The organism is Arenibacter algicola, from assembly GCF_018860365.1.
GTDB classification, from domain to species: domain Bacteria; phylum Bacteroidota; class Bacteroidia; order Flavobacteriales; family Flavobacteriaceae; genus Arenibacter; species Arenibacter algicola_B.
The window spans coordinates 86856-106272 of sequence record NZ_JAHKPO010000022.1 but is presented as its reverse complement, the minus strand read 5'-3'; the positions used below and the strand labels follow the sequence as shown (position 1 = coordinate 106272).

The 19417-nt window shown below is 41.7% G+C and carries 13 protein-coding genes and 1 tRNA gene; 2 read left to right on the top strand and 12 right to left on the bottom strand.

Going from position 1 to position 19417, the window contains the following annotated elements:
* Nucleotides 1-10 precede the first annotated feature (10 nt).
* On the top strand, nt 11-514 hold the full coding sequence (locus KO529_RS17660) for a GTP-binding protein (protein WP_215949192.1): 504 nt from the start codon (nt 11-13) through the stop codon (nt 512-514).
* 101 nt (nt 515-615) lie between these two features.
* On the opposite strand, the gene KO529_RS17655 is transcribed toward KO529_RS17660, so the two are convergent.
* The 3 genes from KO529_RS17655 to KO529_RS17645 form a co-directional block, all read right to left on the bottom strand.
* Complete coding sequence (locus KO529_RS17655) at nt 616-2139, bottom strand: choice-of-anchor I family protein (protein WP_215949191.1); 1524 nt, start codon at nt 2137-2139, stop codon at nt 616-618.
* A gap of 146 nt (nt 2140-2285) precedes the next feature.
* Entirely contained in the window at nt 2286-3170 is an 885-nt protein-coding gene (gene era / locus KO529_RS17650) for a GTPase Era (RefSeq protein WP_111624910.1), read from the bottom strand.
* Between the two features lie 48 nt (nt 3171-3218).
* A complete protein-coding gene (locus KO529_RS17645; protein ID WP_215949190.1) occupies nt 3219-4700 on the bottom strand; it encodes a Na+/H+ antiporter NhaC family protein in 1482 nt (493 codons plus the stop codon).
* A gap of 249 nt (nt 4701-4949) precedes the next feature.
* On the opposite strand from KO529_RS17645, the gene KO529_RS17640 reads away from it, so the two are divergent.
* A tRNA-Met gene (locus tag KO529_RS17640) sits at nt 4950-5022 on the top strand.
* A gap of 574 nt (nt 5023-5596) precedes the next feature.
* On the opposite strand, the gene KO529_RS17635 is transcribed toward KO529_RS17640, so the two are convergent.
* From KO529_RS17635 to KO529_RS17595, 9 genes are all read right to left on the bottom strand, one after another.
* Nucleotides 5597-8578 carry a PA14 domain-containing protein gene (locus tag KO529_RS17635; protein WP_215949189.1) on the bottom strand — a complete coding sequence of 994 codons (2982 nt, stop codon included), beginning with the start codon at nt 8576-8578 and terminating at the stop codon, nt 5597-5599.
* A 225-nt stretch (nt 8579-8803) separates the two neighbouring features.
* Nucleotides 8804-9673, bottom strand: coding sequence for a DUF4861 family protein (locus tag KO529_RS17630; RefSeq protein ID WP_215949188.1), 870 nt, complete (start codon nt 9671-9673; stop codon nt 8804-8806).
* Nucleotides 9674-9710: 37 nt separating this feature from the next.
* A complete protein-coding gene (locus tag KO529_RS17625; protein ID WP_215949187.1) occupies nt 9711-11210 on the bottom strand; it encodes a glycoside hydrolase family 88 protein in 1500 nt (499 codons plus the stop codon).
* A gap of 46 nt (nt 11211-11256) precedes the next feature.
* Nucleotides 11257-12054, bottom strand: coding sequence for a DUF4886 domain-containing protein (locus KO529_RS17620; RefSeq protein WP_215949186.1), 798 nt, complete (start codon nt 12052-12054; stop codon nt 11257-11259).
* A 28-nt stretch (nt 12055-12082) separates the two neighbouring features.
* On the bottom strand, nt 12083-12919 hold the full coding sequence (locus KO529_RS17615; protein ID WP_215949185.1) for an alpha/beta hydrolase: 837 nt from the start codon (nt 12917-12919) through the stop codon (nt 12083-12085).
* A 34-nt stretch (nt 12920-12953) separates the two neighbouring features.
* Nucleotides 12954-14081, bottom strand: a complete 1128-nt coding sequence (locus KO529_RS17610; RefSeq protein ID WP_215949184.1) for a glycoside hydrolase family 88/105 protein — start codon at nt 14079-14081, stop codon at nt 12954-12956.
* Between the two features lie 24 nt (nt 14082-14105).
* Nucleotides 14106-15341: an alpha/beta hydrolase family protein gene (locus KO529_RS17605; protein WP_215949183.1), complete on the bottom strand. Its 1236-nt coding sequence runs from the start codon at nt 15339-15341 to the stop codon at nt 14106-14108.
* Nucleotides 15342-15407: 66 nt separating this feature from the next.
* The gene (locus KO529_RS17600; RefSeq protein WP_215949182.1) at nt 15408-17330 is read right to left on the bottom strand and encodes a sialate O-acetylesterase; all 1923 of its coding nucleotides are present in this window, start codon (nt 17328-17330) and stop codon (nt 15408-15410) included.
* A gap of 29 nt (nt 17331-17359) precedes the next feature.
* On the bottom strand, nt 17360-19282 hold the full coding sequence (locus tag KO529_RS17595) for a hypothetical protein (RefSeq protein ID WP_215949181.1): 1923 nt from the start codon (nt 19280-19282) through the stop codon (nt 17360-17362).
* Nucleotides 19283-19417: the final 135 nt, after the last annotated feature.

Below are 19417 nucleotides of genomic sequence, written 5' to 3'. Positions count from 1 at the left end.
GCCAAATAGTTTGAAAGCTTTACCCAACGAAATTGTACTAAGACCTAGGTTCCAACTTAACCTAAAAGGTTCGGCCCAACCCACTCTGCAATTGTTTCAAGAAGTAGACAATCCTCCTTTTATCGTTAAAAGATCCGATCATCATATTTTTATAAAATTCAATAAGTCGGAATCCCATTTCTGGTCGCCGCAATTACAAATTGAGATTGTGGACCAAGAGGACGGCAACAGTACCATTTATGGATTGTTTGGTCCCAATCCTACCTTATGGACATTCTTTATGTTTGTCCATTTTGGAGTGGCCTCCCTTTTTATCATTTTTGGGGTTTGGGCATATTCCAACAAGGCCCTGGGCAAAGAAATAGGCCTTCAGATCGGGTTAATGGCTTTAATGGTCGTAGCGTGGATTGTTCTTTATGTATTTGGTAGAATAGGAAAAAGAAAGGGCAAGCCCCAAATGCATCAATTGCATGAGTTTATGTTGCAGCATGCCAAGGTTGATAACCAATTATAAGTTGGCATCGGGAACTCGATATTAGATGCTGGATGTTGGTATGAAAATAAAAAATCCCTGGACATCAAGATACCCAGGGATAATTCCAATATTTATTTTTTCTATTTTATTTCGTAAATCGCTACGGTATTGGAAACCTCATTGGTGATAATTACCAAGGCATTTCCTGTTGGGCTATTTTCCTCTGAAATAGTCACCAAACCTTCGGGAGCCATATCCGAGGCATCAAAAAGCCAATTTACGTATTCTGGACTATTGGGGTTGGTTATATCATACACCAAAACACCCCCTGTACGCTCCAAACCAACAAATAACAAAGTAGAATTGCCCACCTTTAAAGTAGTTACAGATTCTGGTTCGGCACCTTTATCATCACTTCTTCCATCGGCCTCGCCCTCATCGGCATTAAAATAAGACGGGTTAAGCTCTAAGGTCCTTCTTCCAATTTCATCCGCACTGTCATATACCAAAGTCCCAGAAGTAGACCAGATTGTAAATGACCTTCCTCCGTAGGCATATATTTTATCAAAGTCACCATCGCCATCGATATCACCATTGGCGGTGGTAATTTTTAACCTTCCCAAATTTTCCTTCATTTGTAGATCAGCGGCATTAGGGAAAGCTGTTGGGTCCAAGGTTACATCTTCTACCCTTTCCTCTTCGGAATACCCATCGTAATCCCTAGAATCCCCTTCATTGGCCGTAATAATATAATCCATGCCATCTAGCTTGGCAAAAGTAATGGCATCCGGCATATAAAAACCAAGCACTGGCCAATTCTGAAAGTTCCCTACCACGTCATCCTTGTTACTGGCGTCCATCTTATTTTCCCCAAATGAATAATCTTTTACACCTAGACCAAAAACATTGGCAATGGCCTTATTTTTTAAATCCACTACGGCTATACCATTATTTTCCTGAAGCGTTACATAGGCAAACTTACTATCGTCCGAAACTGCCACATATTCTGGTTCCACATCCTGGGAAATACTTGCCGATGGACCAAAAACCCTGAAATCGTTCCCTATTGAAGCCGCACTATAGGAAGTAAAAAACATAGTATTAACTTCATTTTTTTGAACGTCCACTACAGAAATAGACCCCTCTGGATCTACCGAATAATCAGCATTTGGCTCCCCTTCATTGGCAGAAATTATATATTTCCCATCAGGACTAAAAGCAACCATGTCTGGCAATGCCCCCACATTATATGAATTTACCAAGGCTTGGGTCTCGGTATCATAAGTCTGTACTGTACCATTCATTTGTTTATTGGCATTTTCTACGGCCACAGCCAAAAGTCCGTCGTGCACCGCAACACTGTTTGGAGTTCCCGCCAATGAAATTGAACTTAATTTTACTGAGGAGGAAGGAGATGAAATATCCCAAACCGAAACTTCGGACTGAACTGGATTTACGATAAACAATTTGTTGGTCTCGGAATCAAAGGCACTGATTTCAGCAAAACCTTCCTCTCCGCTACCGTTGGAGAACCCACCTATTTTGGCGAATGTAAGGGTTGATACATCTACATCGTCATTACCGCCACCATGACCGATATGATCTTTAATACAGGAGGTGAATAGCATTCCACCTACGAAAAGTGCTAAAAGTGTTTTTTTCATTTTCTTTGGTTATTTATTTAAAACCAAAGATGTAAACTGGCTATAAGCTAAGCGTAAAATAAATAATAACTAATTGTTAAGGATCTAGCCTAAATGTTGTGAGTAAAGAAAAATAGCGGCCAACAACAAAACGAACTGTTAAAACGCTAACCCTGGTTGTAACCAAAGCGCTTTAACTGATTGGGATCGCTTCTCCAATTCTTGTTTACCTTAACATAGAGTTCCAAATGAACCTGCTTGTCGAAGAATTTTTCCAAGTCCTTGCGGGCTTCCACCCCTACCCTTTTCAGAGCACTTCCTTTATGCCCTATTATAATCCCTTTTTGGGAATCGCGCTCCACCATGATGACTGATCTCATGCGGATAATGTCCTCGTCTTCAAAAAATTCCTCTGTATCGATCTCCACGGAGTACGGAATTTCCTTTTTATAGAATTGAAGAATTTTTTCCCTAATGGTTTCGTTTACAAAAAAGCGTTCCGGCTTATCCGTTAATTGGTCCTTGGGGTAATAAGGCGGGGCTTCTGGCAGCAATTCCAAAATCCGCAGAAAAACTTCCTTAACATTAAAATTCTGTAAGGCGGATATGGGATGTATTTCAGCTGTTGGTAATTGTTCGTGCCAATATTGAACCTGCTCTTCCAGGATACCCTGTTCGGAAACATCTATCTTGTTCAACAAGAGCAAAACAGGGATTTTGGTATTTTTTAGTTTTTCAAAAAAGCGCTCGTCCTTTAAGGCCTTTTCCCCAATTTCTACCATATAAAGTAGCACATCGGCATCTTCAAAGGCCGATTTTACAAAGTCCATCATAGAGGACTGCAATTCATAGGCAGGCTTTATGATTCCAGGAGTATCTGATAAGACCACTTGAAAATCGTCCCCATTGACGATTCCCAAAATACGGTGCCGGGTAGTTTGTGCCTTGGAGGTAATAATGGATAATTTTTCCCCTACAAAGGCATTCATAAGTGTGGATTTCCCTACATTGGGATTTCCTATAATATTTACAAAACCGGCTTTATGCGACATCTTCCCTTTTTAACTTTAATAATTGCAAAGGTAGTAGAATCCTTCCATCTATATCATAATAAAGCCTAAAATTACATATAGCAGCACTGTTATTAGGCCCCCGGTCAAAGCATAGGGCAACTGGGTATTTATATGGTCTATGTGATCACTGGCTGAGGCCATGGAGGAAATAATGGAGGTGTCCGAAATAGGCGAACAGTGATCTCCAAAAACCCCTCCTCCTAAAGTCGCGGCTACTATCAAAGGTAGTGGTGCGCCATGGATTTCGGCCATCGGCATGGAAATCGCCATCATAATGGCAAAGGTCCCCCAAGAAGTCCCAGTTGAAAATGCGATAAAAGAGCTGATCACAAAAATAACTGCCGGTAAAAAAACAGGAGACAACCAATCTTTGGACCAGTTTGCGATAAATTGTCCAGTACCCAGGGCATTACAAGCGTCTCCTATGGCAAAGGCCAATAACATTAATAAAGCCAGTGGCATCAATTCACTTATACCCTTCAGGGTGAGGTCTATCATTTCCTTGGTTTTCATAATTTTTTGAGATCGATAGAGCACCATAGCAACCAATATCGCCGTCAGAACTGCGTACAGGACAGATGACGAACCAGAACCTTGACCAATAGCCTTAAAAACATGATCACCAAAAGAAGTTGCACCCTCCACAGCATCCCAGCCCGTATATGCCAGAAAGAAAGGCATCATGACTACCATGGTTGCCAAGGGAACGATCATATTAAAGGCCTTGGCCTTGATCCCTTCCTTGGACTCAAAGGAGGTTACCTCACTGGACAACATAGGTTTGGCATTATCATTTAGCAATTTACCCGTTTCCCTAGTGCGCTTTTCCGCTTTTGACATAGGTCCAATATCCTTTTTGGTAATAATCACCACGAAAACAATGGCAATGGCCAGGATAGGATAAAAATTATAAGCTATGGACGAAAGCATGGTTCCAAACGGATTTTCGACCCCCTGGGTAAGCAAAAGTCCCATTATAAATGCTCCCCAAGCATTAAAGGGAATTAAAATGGAGGAGGGTGCGGAACTGGAATCGGCAATATAGGCCAGTTTTTCCCTGGGAATCTTCAGTTTATCAAAAATTGGACGATATAGCGTTCCAACCGTTAAGGAACTAATACTGGTCTCCACAAACAATAATATTCCTGTGAACATAGCCATAAGCTGTACCACCACCCTGCTGTAGCCACTTTGTTTTTTCTCAAAATAGGCTATTACCTTATTGAGCTCGTTTATAAAACCCTCAACACCTTTGGAATACTGTATAAATAAAAGTAAGGCCCCCACTAAGGCACTGAACATTATGGTTCTGGTATTACCGGGAGACTTAAAAACATTGACCATCCCTTCAATGGCTGCCAAGGTACCAGTGAAGAAATTCCAATCATTGATGATCACCCAAGAAAACCATATCCCAAAAAGTAGGGCTATATAAACTTGTTTGGTTCTGAGCGCCAATATAATAGCGATTACGGGTGGTAAGATTGAGAGAAAACCATAGTTATCCATAAATGATCGGGCGAATTAAAAGTGACGGATTGTAATTAAAATCGATACAAAATAGAAAGATTTTGGACAATGAGGACTACAACTGGGCATTTTTAAATGTATGATAAAAATTTAGTCTCATTTTTAATATTTAATTCAAAATAGATTTGGGAAATCATAAAAAGCATGTATCTTTGCAGTCCGAAATAATTCAGTCAGCATTATGAACTGAGGGTTTAGAGCCAAGTTGAATGTTTTGGAAACGCACATCGCGGGATAGAGCAGTAGGTAGCTCGTCGGGCTCATAACCCGAAGGTCACTGGTTCGAGTCCAGTTCCCGCTACAAAGAAAACCAGCTAGAAATAGCTGGTTTTTTTTGTTTTGCGCAAAAGCAATGCTCGCATTGGCTTTGAAGCAAAACGAAAAAATAGGGCGTGAAGCGACCATGGTTTTCTTTGTAAAGCCACCCCAAGGCCCTTTCCGCAGCAAGGCGGAGGAAAGAGTCCATTCGAGAAGAGAATCCAATGTTCTCTAATTAGGGTGCCGTAGAATATTTGTTGACGAACGTCTTCAACAAAAACTGGTATCAAGACGATAAACTTCTATAAGGAGGGCGAAATAATATTAAACTCAGAACATAAATAAAAAGCCAATCGCCTTAAGCGGGTTATGGTATAGTCCAGCTGCGCTGTTTTTTACTTCAAGAAATCACATTTGAATTAATCGTATAAAATGTGGCATTTTGCACAAAAAAAGGGTTCCAATGCTCCGGAACCCCTCTTCTCTCAACTAACTCAACAACTTATCTTAATATTTTTTTACCAAAACTTTTTTTATTTGTAAAATCAATCCGCCTTTTACAGATACTTGCTTTGAACAAGTTCTCCTAATCAAGGCATAATTAAACAGACCTATAACTAATAGTCCTTTTCTTTTACCGACCTATCTTTGGGTATTTTGTTCAGGGTATACCAAGCCTCGGTAGTCCACAAATTCTTTCCTGAGTCACTCTTTAAATCAGGGTTCAAGTGAAAGTAAACCATATGGTTTTCCTTTAATCCATTTAGGCCTACAAATACTTTCCTACGGTCTTTGGACAATTGTATCCTTGACAATTTCATGTAGGCCTTACCCAATTTGGGGCCTCCGTATTCGGGAGTAGGCAAATAATACCAGGTTTCCACTTCCAAATGCCCGGGATTTAAAGTGATATTTTTGGCCAAAGGTTCTGTCAACTCAATTTCAAAGCCATTGGAAAGCGCATTTATCCGTAACATTTCAAATGTGGAACTACCGTTGTATTCCAAACGCTGGAGTCCATGGTTAAGCTTTCCATAATGCCCCCAATTGCCCGAGACGCCTATGCCACCCACAATCAACGAACCATCTGGGGCCCACACCAGTCTGTTTACACCAGCCTCGATACCCTGCGAAAACCTAAATACGCTCCCCTGTAATTGACCCTCAACCTCTTCATAGGCAACCCTCTTGATTCCTCCATGGGTAACTTCACCATGTATCAGTTGGTCTTTATAGGGGCCTAGGTTTAAGTAGGTAGGCTGACTGGGAGAATTTCCTATTTCGTCCTGAGGCAACCAAACCACAGGAAGTTTCTCTTTCAGATCCTCGGTGCCATCAAAATCTACCGACCGGGACCCGTAGAATTCCCCCTTTTTTATATGTACGATCTTTGAAGCCGGCAGCCAATCACCTTGGTTATCCGCCACAAAGATCTCTTCATCCCCGTTAAACCCTATTCCATTGGGTGTCCTAAGGCCCGAGGCAATAAACTCCACCGAACCATCCATTAGGTTTATCTTGGCAACCTTGCCCCTGTCCTTCACCTGTGGGTCGGCACTTGCCCCACCAGGCATTATAGCAGTAGCCAGTGTGGCATAGAAATACCCTTCCCTATAGGCGAGGCCGAATGCGAATTCATGAAAATTGCCGGATACCCCCCAATCATTGCTTACCGTCTCGTATTCATCTATAACCTCATCACCATCATGGTCTATAAGCCTTGTAAGCTCGTGTTTCTGCAATACGTATGTTTCATTGCCCACCACTTTAACGCCCAAGGGTTCGGCCAGGCCCGTAGCTATTCTTTTAACCTCAATGTCATTTCGGTCCTTGGCCAAATAATTTTTAATATAGTAAACAGAGCCATCGGCATCCCAGGTACTTAGAACAAGGGTGCTGTCCGACTTAAAGTCCATACCCCCTACCCTTGGCTCAAAACCATCAGGCCGCATGTCGTATAAGGAAAAGGAAGGATGGACAGCAGCCAGGGGAGCCTTATCGCCTGGCTTATGTACCTCTTGTAGAGGGGGAGTGGGCAAGGGTTCGGATTTTATAAAATCATTGGAAGAATAGGAAAGTACTTCCTCCGGGACAATGGTAAACGTGTCGCTTTTTTTATCGAACCATTGTAAGGAGACGGCAGCGCCTCCACCACCTTGTTCAAAATCTATCTTTATCGAATGCTTTCCCGCCTTGAGATAGGTTTCGCCGTCTATTGCCTGAAAAGCATGGGCGCCACCGTTATCAATAACCAGTTTATCATCAATATAAAGTTGTGAACCATCATCGCTAATCAACCTGAACACATAACTATCTTCCTTTTCTACGGTGATCTGGCCTTGAAAAACAATTTTTATATCCGAGTTATGACTACCAAAGTCTTGGGCAGAAAGGACATGGACACTGCTGGTCACCCCATTCTGTATAGGGGCTTCGGTATATTTCCTATCCTTGTCATTGGGATCTTTGACATAAAGATGGGCCACAAGGCCGGTACCATTTTTTGGCTCCATATCCGACTCGAATTTCAATGGATTCGACTTTTCTCCCAGGGTATATTTTATGGGGTTACCTTCTGAGTCATTATTTCCATTGTCATCCAAGGCAAGGATATATTTCACCATATCCTCTAGGTCATTATCATCCAGATCCGGATGTGGGGTCATCACCGCCTGCCCCCAGACACCACTTCCGCCCGATCTTATTTTGCCTACTAATTTTTCAATCGTTCCAGTATCATCCCCATATTTTTCCGCAATGCTCATGTATGAAGGTCCCACAGTTTTTTCCGTTTCGTTGTGACAGGCGACACAATCGTTCATCGCCACTAAAGCTATACCCGTTTTCTGTGTGACCTGATCGGACCCGGAAGCCATTGCGTTCCTTTGGAGTTTATCAAAACCTGGATGAAAAAGGATACTCAGTTCCGTGTTGGTTTTGTTCAAAAGTAGGGTTCCCTCAATTTCTAAAACTTCACCATCCTCAAAGGTGATGATTTCCTTGATTATTTCCCCAAACGTACCATCGGTGGAAAAATCGCCTTCATCTTCAAGAGAGGCAATAACGGTTCTCAAGCCCACTTGATAATCTGTAGGGTTGGCCACCGTAAAGTACCTGACCAATCCGTTCTTATCTCCTTTACGCTGGTATCTAGGTGATTCCTCTACCAAAATAATATCCCCGTCCGGGGTTCTTAGTTCAACTTTAAAAATTACTTCCCCATCCTTAAACCTATGGCCTTTGTACTGTATTATCGGAGCAATCTGATCACCATCTTTCCAAAGCACCCATTCCTCGTTATGTGAAAAATAGGCATAGCCCAAACTGGTAGGCTGCGGTCCGTGCTTTGTGGTAAAAACTGCTCCATCAAAAAATACCCCCCCGTTCCAAGCCTTATATAAGGTTGCGGTTTGGGTATCATAGGCAACCCAAAGGTTGTCGTTTAGCGCCGCTGTAGCCATTCGTGGTCTTTCATCCAGAACAGACCTAAAAACCCAGACTTCCCTAGGTCGTTTAGTTTCTGGATTGGAATTACTGGTATTACAACTCACTAAAAGGCCTAAAGCAAGAAGTGCCACGGGTACTAGTAAATGTTTCATATAAAAATTATAGTGTTAATTATTGTTTTAGTTGATTCAATTTAAACTTGTCATTCCAGCCACCCCCTCACCAGGCAAAAAACACAGTATCCAAGTCCCAACTGGCACTGGAACAAATCGAATGTACCCCTTAAGCCGAAAATGGAAATTTATGAGAAAACCTCAGATATTATTTAATTAGTACGTTATACAACCTTAATCCAATAGTTTATTTAAGAATCGTGATTAATAATGACCTTCATTTTCAATATACTTAGCGAATTTTTGAAAAGTATTTAAATCAGCTTCTTTTGCATTGGTCGAAATTATCCAACTCTCTATTAGTTTTGTAGGTTTGGATACCAACAGGTATTGACCTTCTTCCTGTATATTTTGATTAAAATCATTGGGATCAAATAACAGTGCTGCACCTAGTTCTATTTTTTCCAAAGCCACATCTTCCGGATGTACGCCCCACGTTATAATATAATCCGATTCGTTTTTTACCTTTTGACCCGCATGATAATTAATCCCTGTAACGAATTGCACCTCATCGGAAGTCAACGCAAATGCTTCAACTTTAGCTTTTCGAATACCTGTAAAAACGGTTACCCTTACCAATATATCCACCTTGGTGTTTTTATACGGAACTCCTTCTGAAAGCATTTCCATATAAGAGATCGTTCCCTCCTTCGCCACACGTCCAGTTCTTTTACTTATGGGATTTAATGGCACCACCTTTTCTCCATCCCACAATCGAATACCGCCAAGACCAACGGTACTGCCCACTTTGTAATAATCCGCTCCCCATCCGTCTTTTTGCTGATCTGTGGTAGGGTACCAACGTGCTTTCCGTAACTCTAGGCCAGCCTTGGTTTTAGAGTAAATATCAATAGCTCCTGTTTTATTAAAATACATTCTAAAACCTAGCCATTCATTTTCTATAGCGGGTCCATGATGCCCTAAATAATTAAACAAATCCCCTGTTTCCGAGCTTACATCATTAAGGTATTTTGTACTGTCCTTATTAAAAAACAGGCTTATATCAGTATTATTCTGTGAATAAAGACTAACACCTGTCAATAATAGAATTAGGGCTGTTACTGCTAGTCGCATAATAAATTCTTTATTTTAATGTTTTTTGATTCTGTCGCTATTCCCTGTTTGCATATAATTGGGCCATCAATCCCATGCCCATTTGGGCAATTACCCTATAATTACCCTGTTGTAATTGTAGCCCTCCCCTATTGTCCTGGGAAACTTCCTTTAAAAGGCCATCAGGGGTTAAACAGTTTTGCAGTGCCGTCCAGCATTTATCTGCATATTGCCTGTAAGTTGCAGGCAAAAAACCTTCCTTTACCCCGATCAAAATAGCGGCGGAAATCCCGGCAGACCCTGAGGTATCGGGCGCATTTTCGGCATCCATAAACCCGTTCCATAGCCCATTCTCCTTTTGCATAGAAATGGCATTATCTACCCCTTCCTTGAATTTATTGATGATTTCCCGATCTTGAATTTCTCCTTTTAATTCGGATAGTGTTCTGGCAAAACCCAGTAAGGTCCATGCAGCCCCTCGTGCCCAGTTCTTATAGCTATATGATCCCATATCACTATGATACCTTAGATTTAAATTACCATTTTCTATAAGTACAAATCGATGTCTTAGTTGTTCGAGCGCTCTATTTTTTAAAGCAGGATCATTCCAAACTTTACCTATCACGGCCATTGGGTAGGCCACAGTATAACATCCTTCGGCGGTTAACGTAGGCCCATCGGTGACCATACCATTTTCTTGGGCATAACTATCCCAGGCCTCTATGACCGTTTTTAATATGGGGTGGTCCGGATGAATCCGGGCCAGGGTTGCATATGGGATGGTTGACTCTATGCCATCTATTCTGTTATCTCTGGGGTCGTTCCTAGAGTTTTCATACTTTAAATTCTCCCCCTCAAAGAACAAATCAAAATGTTCCTTAATTGCCGTCAGTGCCTTCTCCTCCCCTTTCAAGGAATATAACTGCCATAGGCCATCCAGTACGGTACCTTCCCGCCAACCAAATGCCTGAACCGAATCAATCGACATAAAACAGTTTAAAAAATCAGGAACTGCACCCTTTTCACTAGGAGACAATAGCAAATGCGGGGTGAATACATTATTACCGACCTCAGTTGAAGGTTGATTAAAAAAACCAAAAGGTTTGGAGGTCAGAAGCTTTACTTTTATACCGTATTTATTGATCAAAGGAATATGTTTACTATCTATCTTCAATTCATAAGGAACCAGTACCGAAGAATGCCTGATATCAAGAATCCCTATCTGGGTTTCCCCCTCATCTGGAACAAATACCTGTAAAATGGCCTGGTCCCACATTTCCAGTGCAACCGATATGCGTAAAAAAACATATGTATCCCGGGGCAATTGCTTGGATTTCAACAGCACCTCGTCATCAGGATTAAGTACGTGCGGAGACCATCCAAATGCAATCCTTTTATCACTCGAAATTTTAACTGAACTACCTATAACACTCAAAGGAACCCTGGTTGCCCCATTCAATTTTTCTTGGTTGGAAGAAGAACAAAGCGTTAAATTTGGGACAACAAAAAGCCCCAATCCTACTGGTGGTACTGTTTCTAAAAATTTTCGACGTTTCATATTTTGGATAGTTGGTTATACCTGATTTTTTCTTTAACAGACCTATCTACTTTGAGGCAACCCTTCTTAAGTATCGAGCTGTTTTTTTGGATATTTCCTCTGGTCTGTATTTTATTTTTTTTGGTGATTTCCCAAACAACACCTTAAACCAAACACAGGCGGCCAAGTAGCATCCATTTTCGTTGGCATGGAACCGATCATTTGAGCTCCAAAGATCGATTTCTTCCCTTTTCTTGAAAGATCTATTAAAGGCGTCACCAGATGGTAAAATGGGCGAATTGTAACGTTCGGAAAGGACTTCGTAATTATTCTTCAGCCCTTGGAACATTTGACCAGAGGTTATCCCAAAGCCCTTCAAGCGTGGGCAATCCGGGGCATAGGCCCAGGTCTCATGAATATAAATTTTGGCCTGGGGAGCGTATTTATTTACGTAATCACGAACTTCATCCGCGTAGGGCTGGTAGGTTTCCGCCTTAAAACTAAGATTGCTTACCTGCTGAATGGAAACAATATCCCAATCATCCGTTAACAACCACTCTTTTAAGCTCTTACCATTATGTGGTTTAAGCGTTGGATCCAGTTCACTTTGCTTCATTAGGTCTGCATGTTTTTCCAAATGGCATCCCCCAATATTTGCCTTCCCAATAATAATATTGCAACCTTCTACCGATTCTGTAATTTGTTTCAAATATTTACAGGCATTATCTGCAAAACTATTGCCAATGGTTAAAATCCGGACGGTGTCGGCTACCTTATTTGGAAGGCCGTTGGTAAATGCTTTACCCGGTTGGGTAAGAAATGTAAATAATAGAATTAAGTAAAAATTGATTCTTAGGTTTTTCATAGAATAATTTGAATTAGATTATTCAATTTCAATTTTGTTTCGATTTTAAAATTTGTTTAATATGTTTTTGCATGATATGACTGGCCGGCCAGGTCATTGTTCCGTGGTCGAAACCAGGCATTTCATAAAGGCTGGTCTCCTCATGCCCAACAACTTTCATCATTCGGTACATATAGGCATTTTCCTCATAGCGACCCAACATCTCAATTTCACGATCGCCTGTTATAAGTACTAATGGCGGAGCATCGGCACGCACATGGAATAATGGGGCAAATTTATCTACCACCGGTTGCTTGTTGCCTACACCATTTTCCTTCCGCACGGTCATATGGGTAATGGTGTGACCACTAAAGGGAATCAGTCCGGCAATTGAATTGGCATCGATACCGTACTTTGCCAAATAACTTTTATCTAGGCCCACCATGCTGGCCAAATACCCCCCGGCCGAATGACCGGCAACGAAAATCTTTGTATTATTACCTCCATATTTTTCAATATTCCTAAATACCCAGACCACCGAAGCCGCAGCATCCTCTATATAGACAGGGTTTTTCACTTTGGGGTGCAAGCGATAATTGACCGCAACTACTGCATTGCCTTTATTTTTCAAATCATTGGGAATGGATTTTTCCCCTCCTGTGAGTCCGCCACCGTGGAACCAAACAACCGTTGCAAAATCTTTTTGGTTTTCGGGATAATAGATATCCAGTTTGCAACGCTCGTTCATATAATCGTCCTTTTCCCCTTCGTAGACATCGGTATAGGATAGGTTTTCGATCAGTTTATAGGTGATTCGTTTTTTCTGTGAAAAAACAAGGGAAACCGCACCTAGAAACAAAGCAATTAGAATAATCTTTTTTTTCATATACTACTACTTCTATATTACTGAAAAATGATATTTATCTTACCAAAGCGGTCGCACACCAGAGCAAAGGTGCTTGCCCGTGCAGGTCGCCAACAATGCGTGGCCGGTTCATATAATGTTCCCTGCTGTTCATAATGTTCGTACCGGCACACACCTCTGTAAGCTCATCATCGGCATTGATATAGTCGGTTAGGGCCAACCAACCTTTTCTAGCCGCCGTCCCGTAAATTTTTTTATTCAGCCAGCCTTCTTTCACTCCAGTAATCATGGCATAGGTAAACATGGCCGTAGCCGAAGTCTCTTTCCAGGCTTCCTCATCGTCAATGATCTGTCTCCACATTCCATCTTCTTCCTGATATTTCAGTAAAGCTGACATCATCTTGTGGTATCCTTCCATTATACGTTCTCTATTGGGGTTCTTCTTTGGAAGTATCCGAAGAATCTCGGCCATACCAACTGCCATCCATCCATTCCCTCGGCCCCAGCTAAAGTGCGCTTCGGGAGAATGATAGAACAACCCATTATCCAATTGTATTTCATCAAGGTACAAAACCATTTCCTTCGCGGCCCTATCGATATATTTGGAATCATCTGTAACCCTATATGCCTGAGCCTGTATTGCGGTAATCATGAACATATCATCGATCCAAATACGGGTCTGCCAAGAATAACCTTTGTTTGCCCAGTTTTCCTCTTCTGGCTTAGCATCCTTGGGTAGTATCCATTGGGTGTCTGCATATTTCAATCCCAATTGAAGGTATTTTTGCTTCCCGGTTTGTAGATACAGTTCCAAAGGAACCGCCCCAAAAACATTGTTATCCACATGGTTGGGCTTGGGAATTAAGTTCTTATCCTCATTTAACAAGGGGTGAAAACGATCTTCAAATCGACTAAAAAGCTTATTGTTTTTTGTTGCTTCGGCAAACCACATACCCCCAAGCCAGGTACACACATCTGGATAGGTAATTTGCTTTGGCGGTTTTGGCGGCTTAGTATTTCCGTATTGCGAATGGGAAGTGTTCAGAAACTTTTCAGCAATTCGCATGCCTATCTCCTGGGGCATTTTCCCCTCTGGAAACTTTTTTAAATTGTAATTGCTCTGTCCGGATACCGAAAAAGTAAAAAGTGTAAAAAATAAAATGGTTAGTGTATTAGTATGCATATGGTGTTTTTTATAGTTTATAAATCATTTAATGGTTACTATTTTACTAGAGACCGTAACAGGCCTGGTATCTGAAATTGAAGCGAAACAAGAAATATTCCGTTTCAAATCCTTTGTGGGAATCTCCGCTTCATACCATCCGTTTTTCAAATCGGTTGCGGTAACTATTTCCCAAACTCTTTTTGGCCAATCCTTACCTTCTGGGCTATAACACACATTTGCGCTTTCAAAAGGCACAGGACCTGTAACCTTAAACCGAATTTTGGAATTGCCATTTTTCATTTTTACGGTTTCAATCTTTACAATTTTCGGAAGGGGATTCCCTTTTCCTTTAAGATGGTATTCAAAATAGAGCCGCTCCATGGACAACCAACCTGGCTCCTCCGCTGCTTTTCCCTTAGTTCCTCCTGGAAGTTCTATTTTGTGCGAGTTATTAGGGGCATACAAGTGGTTGGTCTCCCCTTTCATCGACATTAGTGTTTGGGATACTGCAGGAGGGTAGAACCAATTATCATTGGCTGCACCAGCAATAAAAAATGGAGTTCCAATATTTTTGGATACTCTTCCTGCATCCAAGTGCTTTAGCCAGTCCCTACGATCTTTGGCATTCATGTCGTCCAAGTTCTTTTGGAAGGTGGACCCATAATCATAATAACCACTGCCAAAGACAGAAAAGGATGCCGTAACCATTGAATTTGCCAGACCAGATACAAAAGTGGTCAAATAACCGCCCCATGATATTCCAGTTATCCCTATTTTATCGGCCATAATATCTGGTTGGGAATATAGCAGATATAATCCTTGAACAGAAGCGAGTACTGCGGAAAATAAAGTACTAGATTTAACTTCTGGCTTCACTACAAAACGATTTTCGCCATATTTGTATTTTTCCCACGGGCCATGGGACATTGGTATTTTATCAGGATGTGCAACACCTGGTTCATCCAAGACAACTACGATATACCCCTGAGTCGCCCATTTCTTCGCCTTCTCTATTTCGGCATATCCTGCACCTCCGTGCAAGACTAATAATCCCGGGTATTTACCCTCTTGCTCGGGACGTGCAATGGCAGCAAAGATTTCGGCATTTTTCTCATCTCCTGCTTCATGATAGTTGTAAGAATGAAAAATCACCCTTCTAAGTTTTACTCCATTTTCAATTTCTTCACCCAAATCTTTTATAATCATTGGTGATTCACCCGTCAAATAAGGTCCGAACAAATCAGAAGTATTGTTTTGGACCACTGTTTGTGCAGGCATTATCCATATTTGGAAAACTACGAGCCATACGCTTAACATTAGCTTCATGATAGATCCTAGGTTAAATTATTTATTGGGGTTATCGGTCCTGAATGGGCGGGCCGGTAAACCTTCCTTGTTATATAAATTGGTCTCCGGATTATTTCCCCAAGCATATCTAATAAAGGCCGGTTCCTTAATCTGGTCACTTTCTACAATTATTTTATCTCCCATTATTATGGCATTGGCCCAAACAAACTTTTTATCTGTTCCAGCTACGGCAAAACCTTTTACTTCAGGTGTATTATTGGAAGTCACCAGTCCAGATCCTACATTTCGGAAAGAAATCACCGCTTTTCCTCTCTTGAATTTAACAGCTTTAAAGGTGGGTCCGGAGTACACCAAATGTTTCTTACCATAATCCTTGTTCAAGGCTATCAATGCCAAACGCTGCCCCACATCCTGTTTATTCTTAGGGTGGATATCCTCTGCCTCCCCTAGGTCGATAATTACAGCTTCCCCAGTTTTTGGAAGTGTCAACGCACTGGTTTGTGCCTCCCTGAGTTCGGCCCAGGTACTCCTGGTAGGTTTATCATCGATTCTCAAATAATTGGCGAGTTGCACCCAATAAAATGGAAAGTCCACTCCCCATTTTTTACGCCAGTCCTTAATCAAATAAGGGAACAAGGTTCTGTACTGCTGCGACCTACCAACATTGTGTTCTCCCTGATACCAGAGTATCCCTTTTATTTTAAATTGCAGTAATGGATTTATCATAGCGTTGTATAAGAGACCAGGATATAAATTTCGGGCATTTGGCTCATACCCGAACATATCACTGGTAATCCCTTTTCTATAAGTCCAATCGTCTGCCAAGGAATATTTTTTGTTATCAATTTTTAGGAACAAATCTTCTTCAGTGCCCGCAAAACCACCATTACCACCATTATCGTCGAGCCTAACCGCTATAGTGTTGTTGCCCTCCTTTAGAACACCTTTAGTGATTTTATAGCTACGCTCCTCCATGTAGGTCTCCGATTCCCCTACGCTTTTTCCATTGATCCAAACCATGTCTTTTTGGTCTATGGGACCTAGATTGAGGATGCCATCATTTTGGACGGCATTGGCAGGTAATTGGATGGTGGTATAAAACCACACGACCCCGTCAATGTTCTTTAGCTCGGAACGGTCCCATCGCAGGGGCATTTTACACGTCTTATAATCGGAAATGTTAGGTGGAAAAAAATATCCTTCTTCCTTACTGTCATCCTTGATTCCCTTTGCTTCTTGAAATGATTTTTGTGCCGTTTCCTGAGAGGCGACAAACCTAACTGGATCCACGCCAAAAACACCTTCTGGATAGCGTTCCCAATATTCTGCCGGTAGTTTCTTGTAAACTTCCCTATCAGTCCAAGTTTCAATTTGCGTACCTCCCCATGAATTATTAATCAGCGCTATGGGGATACCTGTATCTTCATAGACCTTACGGGCAAAGAAATAACCAACTGCTGAAAACTGCCCCACAGTCTCAGGGTTACATACTGTCCAGGCCCCATCCAAATCCTCCAATGGATCATAGCCCATGTTCCTCTTTACCCTAAAAGAACGAATTTTGGAATAATGGGCCTTAGATATCTCATTTTCAGCATCTTTAACATGTCTAACTGAAAATTCCATGTTGGACTGCCCACTACAGATCCATACGTCACCAATTAAAATATTTTGCAGCACAATCGCATTCTTACCTTGTATACTTAACGAATATGGACCTCCAAAAGCCATGGGTTTTAGGGTTATCTCCCAGTTTCCATTGGTGTCCGCCAAAGTTTTATGTTCCTGTCCGTTGAAAGCGACTTCTACTTTTTCGGCCGCATCCGCTTGGCCCCAAATTTTTACCGGTGTATCCCTTTGAAGCACCATATTGTCACTGAATATATTTGGCAGCACAACTTCTGCCTTGGCAATCAACACGCCACACAAAGCTATAAGCAGGAATACAAGCTTCTTCATTTTCCTATATCTATTGTTCATAAAATGCATCAATTTGCATTAATCACCGGAATGTTTCCTTGCCAATTAACCGTGATTTCTGTTTGACCATCATCAATTTTTAGAATACTATTATCCATATTAATAGACGGACTCTCTATCATTGGCCATTGGCGGTACCCTAACTCTGATTTATTTTTGATTTTTACAACGGGAACCGATTCTGCCATCCCTTTAATACCCTTTCTAGACAAATGTTCAGGCATTTTATTTTCTGGGGCTATTGGCAGCCCTTCCTGATATTGAATCTGTAGTTTCTCCTTTTGACTATCGGTATAAGTAACCCTCATATTCTTCCAATCTATGGAAAGCCGATTTTTATTCAAGGTTCGGCGAAATTTATCGAAGGTACCCGATTCACTTTTACTCCCGAGTTCGAATACAAAACCAGTCTGGGAGTGATCGCTTTTCACAATATTGAAACCATCCAATCCTTTCCCTTTCAAATCGGTCTGTTCATAATAGCTTTTTAAGGGTCTGATCCCGATATAGGTATCTCCTTCCCGAAGAAAGATCCAGCCGTTTTCCTCTACTTTTTCATCTACCGATTTCGGATAGCGCAACATCCCCCTTTTTTTCAGATTATCTGCATGGCCGTCCCGCCAGGCCCATTTGGTCTCACTCGGAGTGTTGACCCATGGATCCTTTTGCGGAATATTAAAGAGTGTGATCACCGTGTTCTTGGAATGAGCGGTCTGTTGAAAGGGGGAGTTGGTCCCCTTATACCAGGTATCCGCGGTGCGATCCAGTTCGTCACCGTCGCTATACCAGTAGGGGTGAAAGCAATTGATATAATTAAATCGGTCCGGGCTATGATAGGAAATGTTAAACCCATTGGCATCGTGGTCGGCATAATCACCCCCGGGTGTCCAGCGAAAATTCCCTGTCCCGATGGCATAGGTCTTGTTGCGAAATACTTTGCGCATCATCCAGTGAGGGACTCCAGTTCCAAAGGGTCCAAAGGAGGAGGCCGAAGTTTTTAGTTCAAACGGGGCAGAATCGTTGGAAGCTAAGCGAAAAAAGACGCTTGGGGGCACCACTCCGGACAGCGCCGCAAAAATAGTATAGCTTGCTTCCTGATAATCGTCAAATTGATCCAACTTCACATTTCCCGTTGCAGGGCCCCAGCCCCACATCAACCAATTGTAATAGGTAGTGGCAGAGATATAACTCTCATCGGAAAGATGATCCTGCTGTGTGTTCATCCTACCATAGGGTGCCAAAATAGTTCCTTCAAAATTGTTCAAGGACAAAAGGGACCATTTATAAAGCATAAACGCTTCGGCTATGGCTTTGACTTCAGGATCCTCGGCATATTCCATTAACATTTCTACTGGGAAGTTCATAACCACTTCATAAGTAGTGGAAAGGTATTCTGCATACCCGTGATCATATACGTCTTTAAAGGTCTTGCGCAAACGCTCCTTCATATCGGCCATCAATTCCGTACTGCTCATGCCATTCGCCCAACGGGCATCGGGGAACAACTGCCCAAAAAGATAGGCACTGGACCACATCATAGTGGCGTGGTTCTCAGTACCATGACCTAAGAAGCCTTCCCCTCCCTGCTTGTCCGATTTAGCCAACTTTTCCAGATCCCTTTTAATCTTTTTCAACTGTTTTTCATTAAAACTGTCCCAGTATCGACAAAGTGCCAAAGCCATCCCAGGAAAGTCGAACATGCTTTGATATCGATTATCCAGGTCGTTGGTAATATAGGTCAATGCCGCCTCGTCGTATGGATCGGATTCAAGACGGGCAATAGCCTTGGGAAGTCCATGTTTTCCCCTTTCAACAAGTGTAACATCCATTAGTGAACTAATAACCTGATTTTTGCGGTCTTTATAAGATGTTAAATCTTGAGCAAAAAGTGTATGCGAAAAGATTACAAATAACACAATAAGATTTTTCATATTTATCTTCTGATATGACATAATAGTGCTAGGCCTAATAATTATATTGGCTTTTTAATGTTGTACCGGGCCATCAGAATAATTAAACTGGTTTGGCCCAATGAATAAAAAAGGTGGGTTTAAGTAAATTATAAG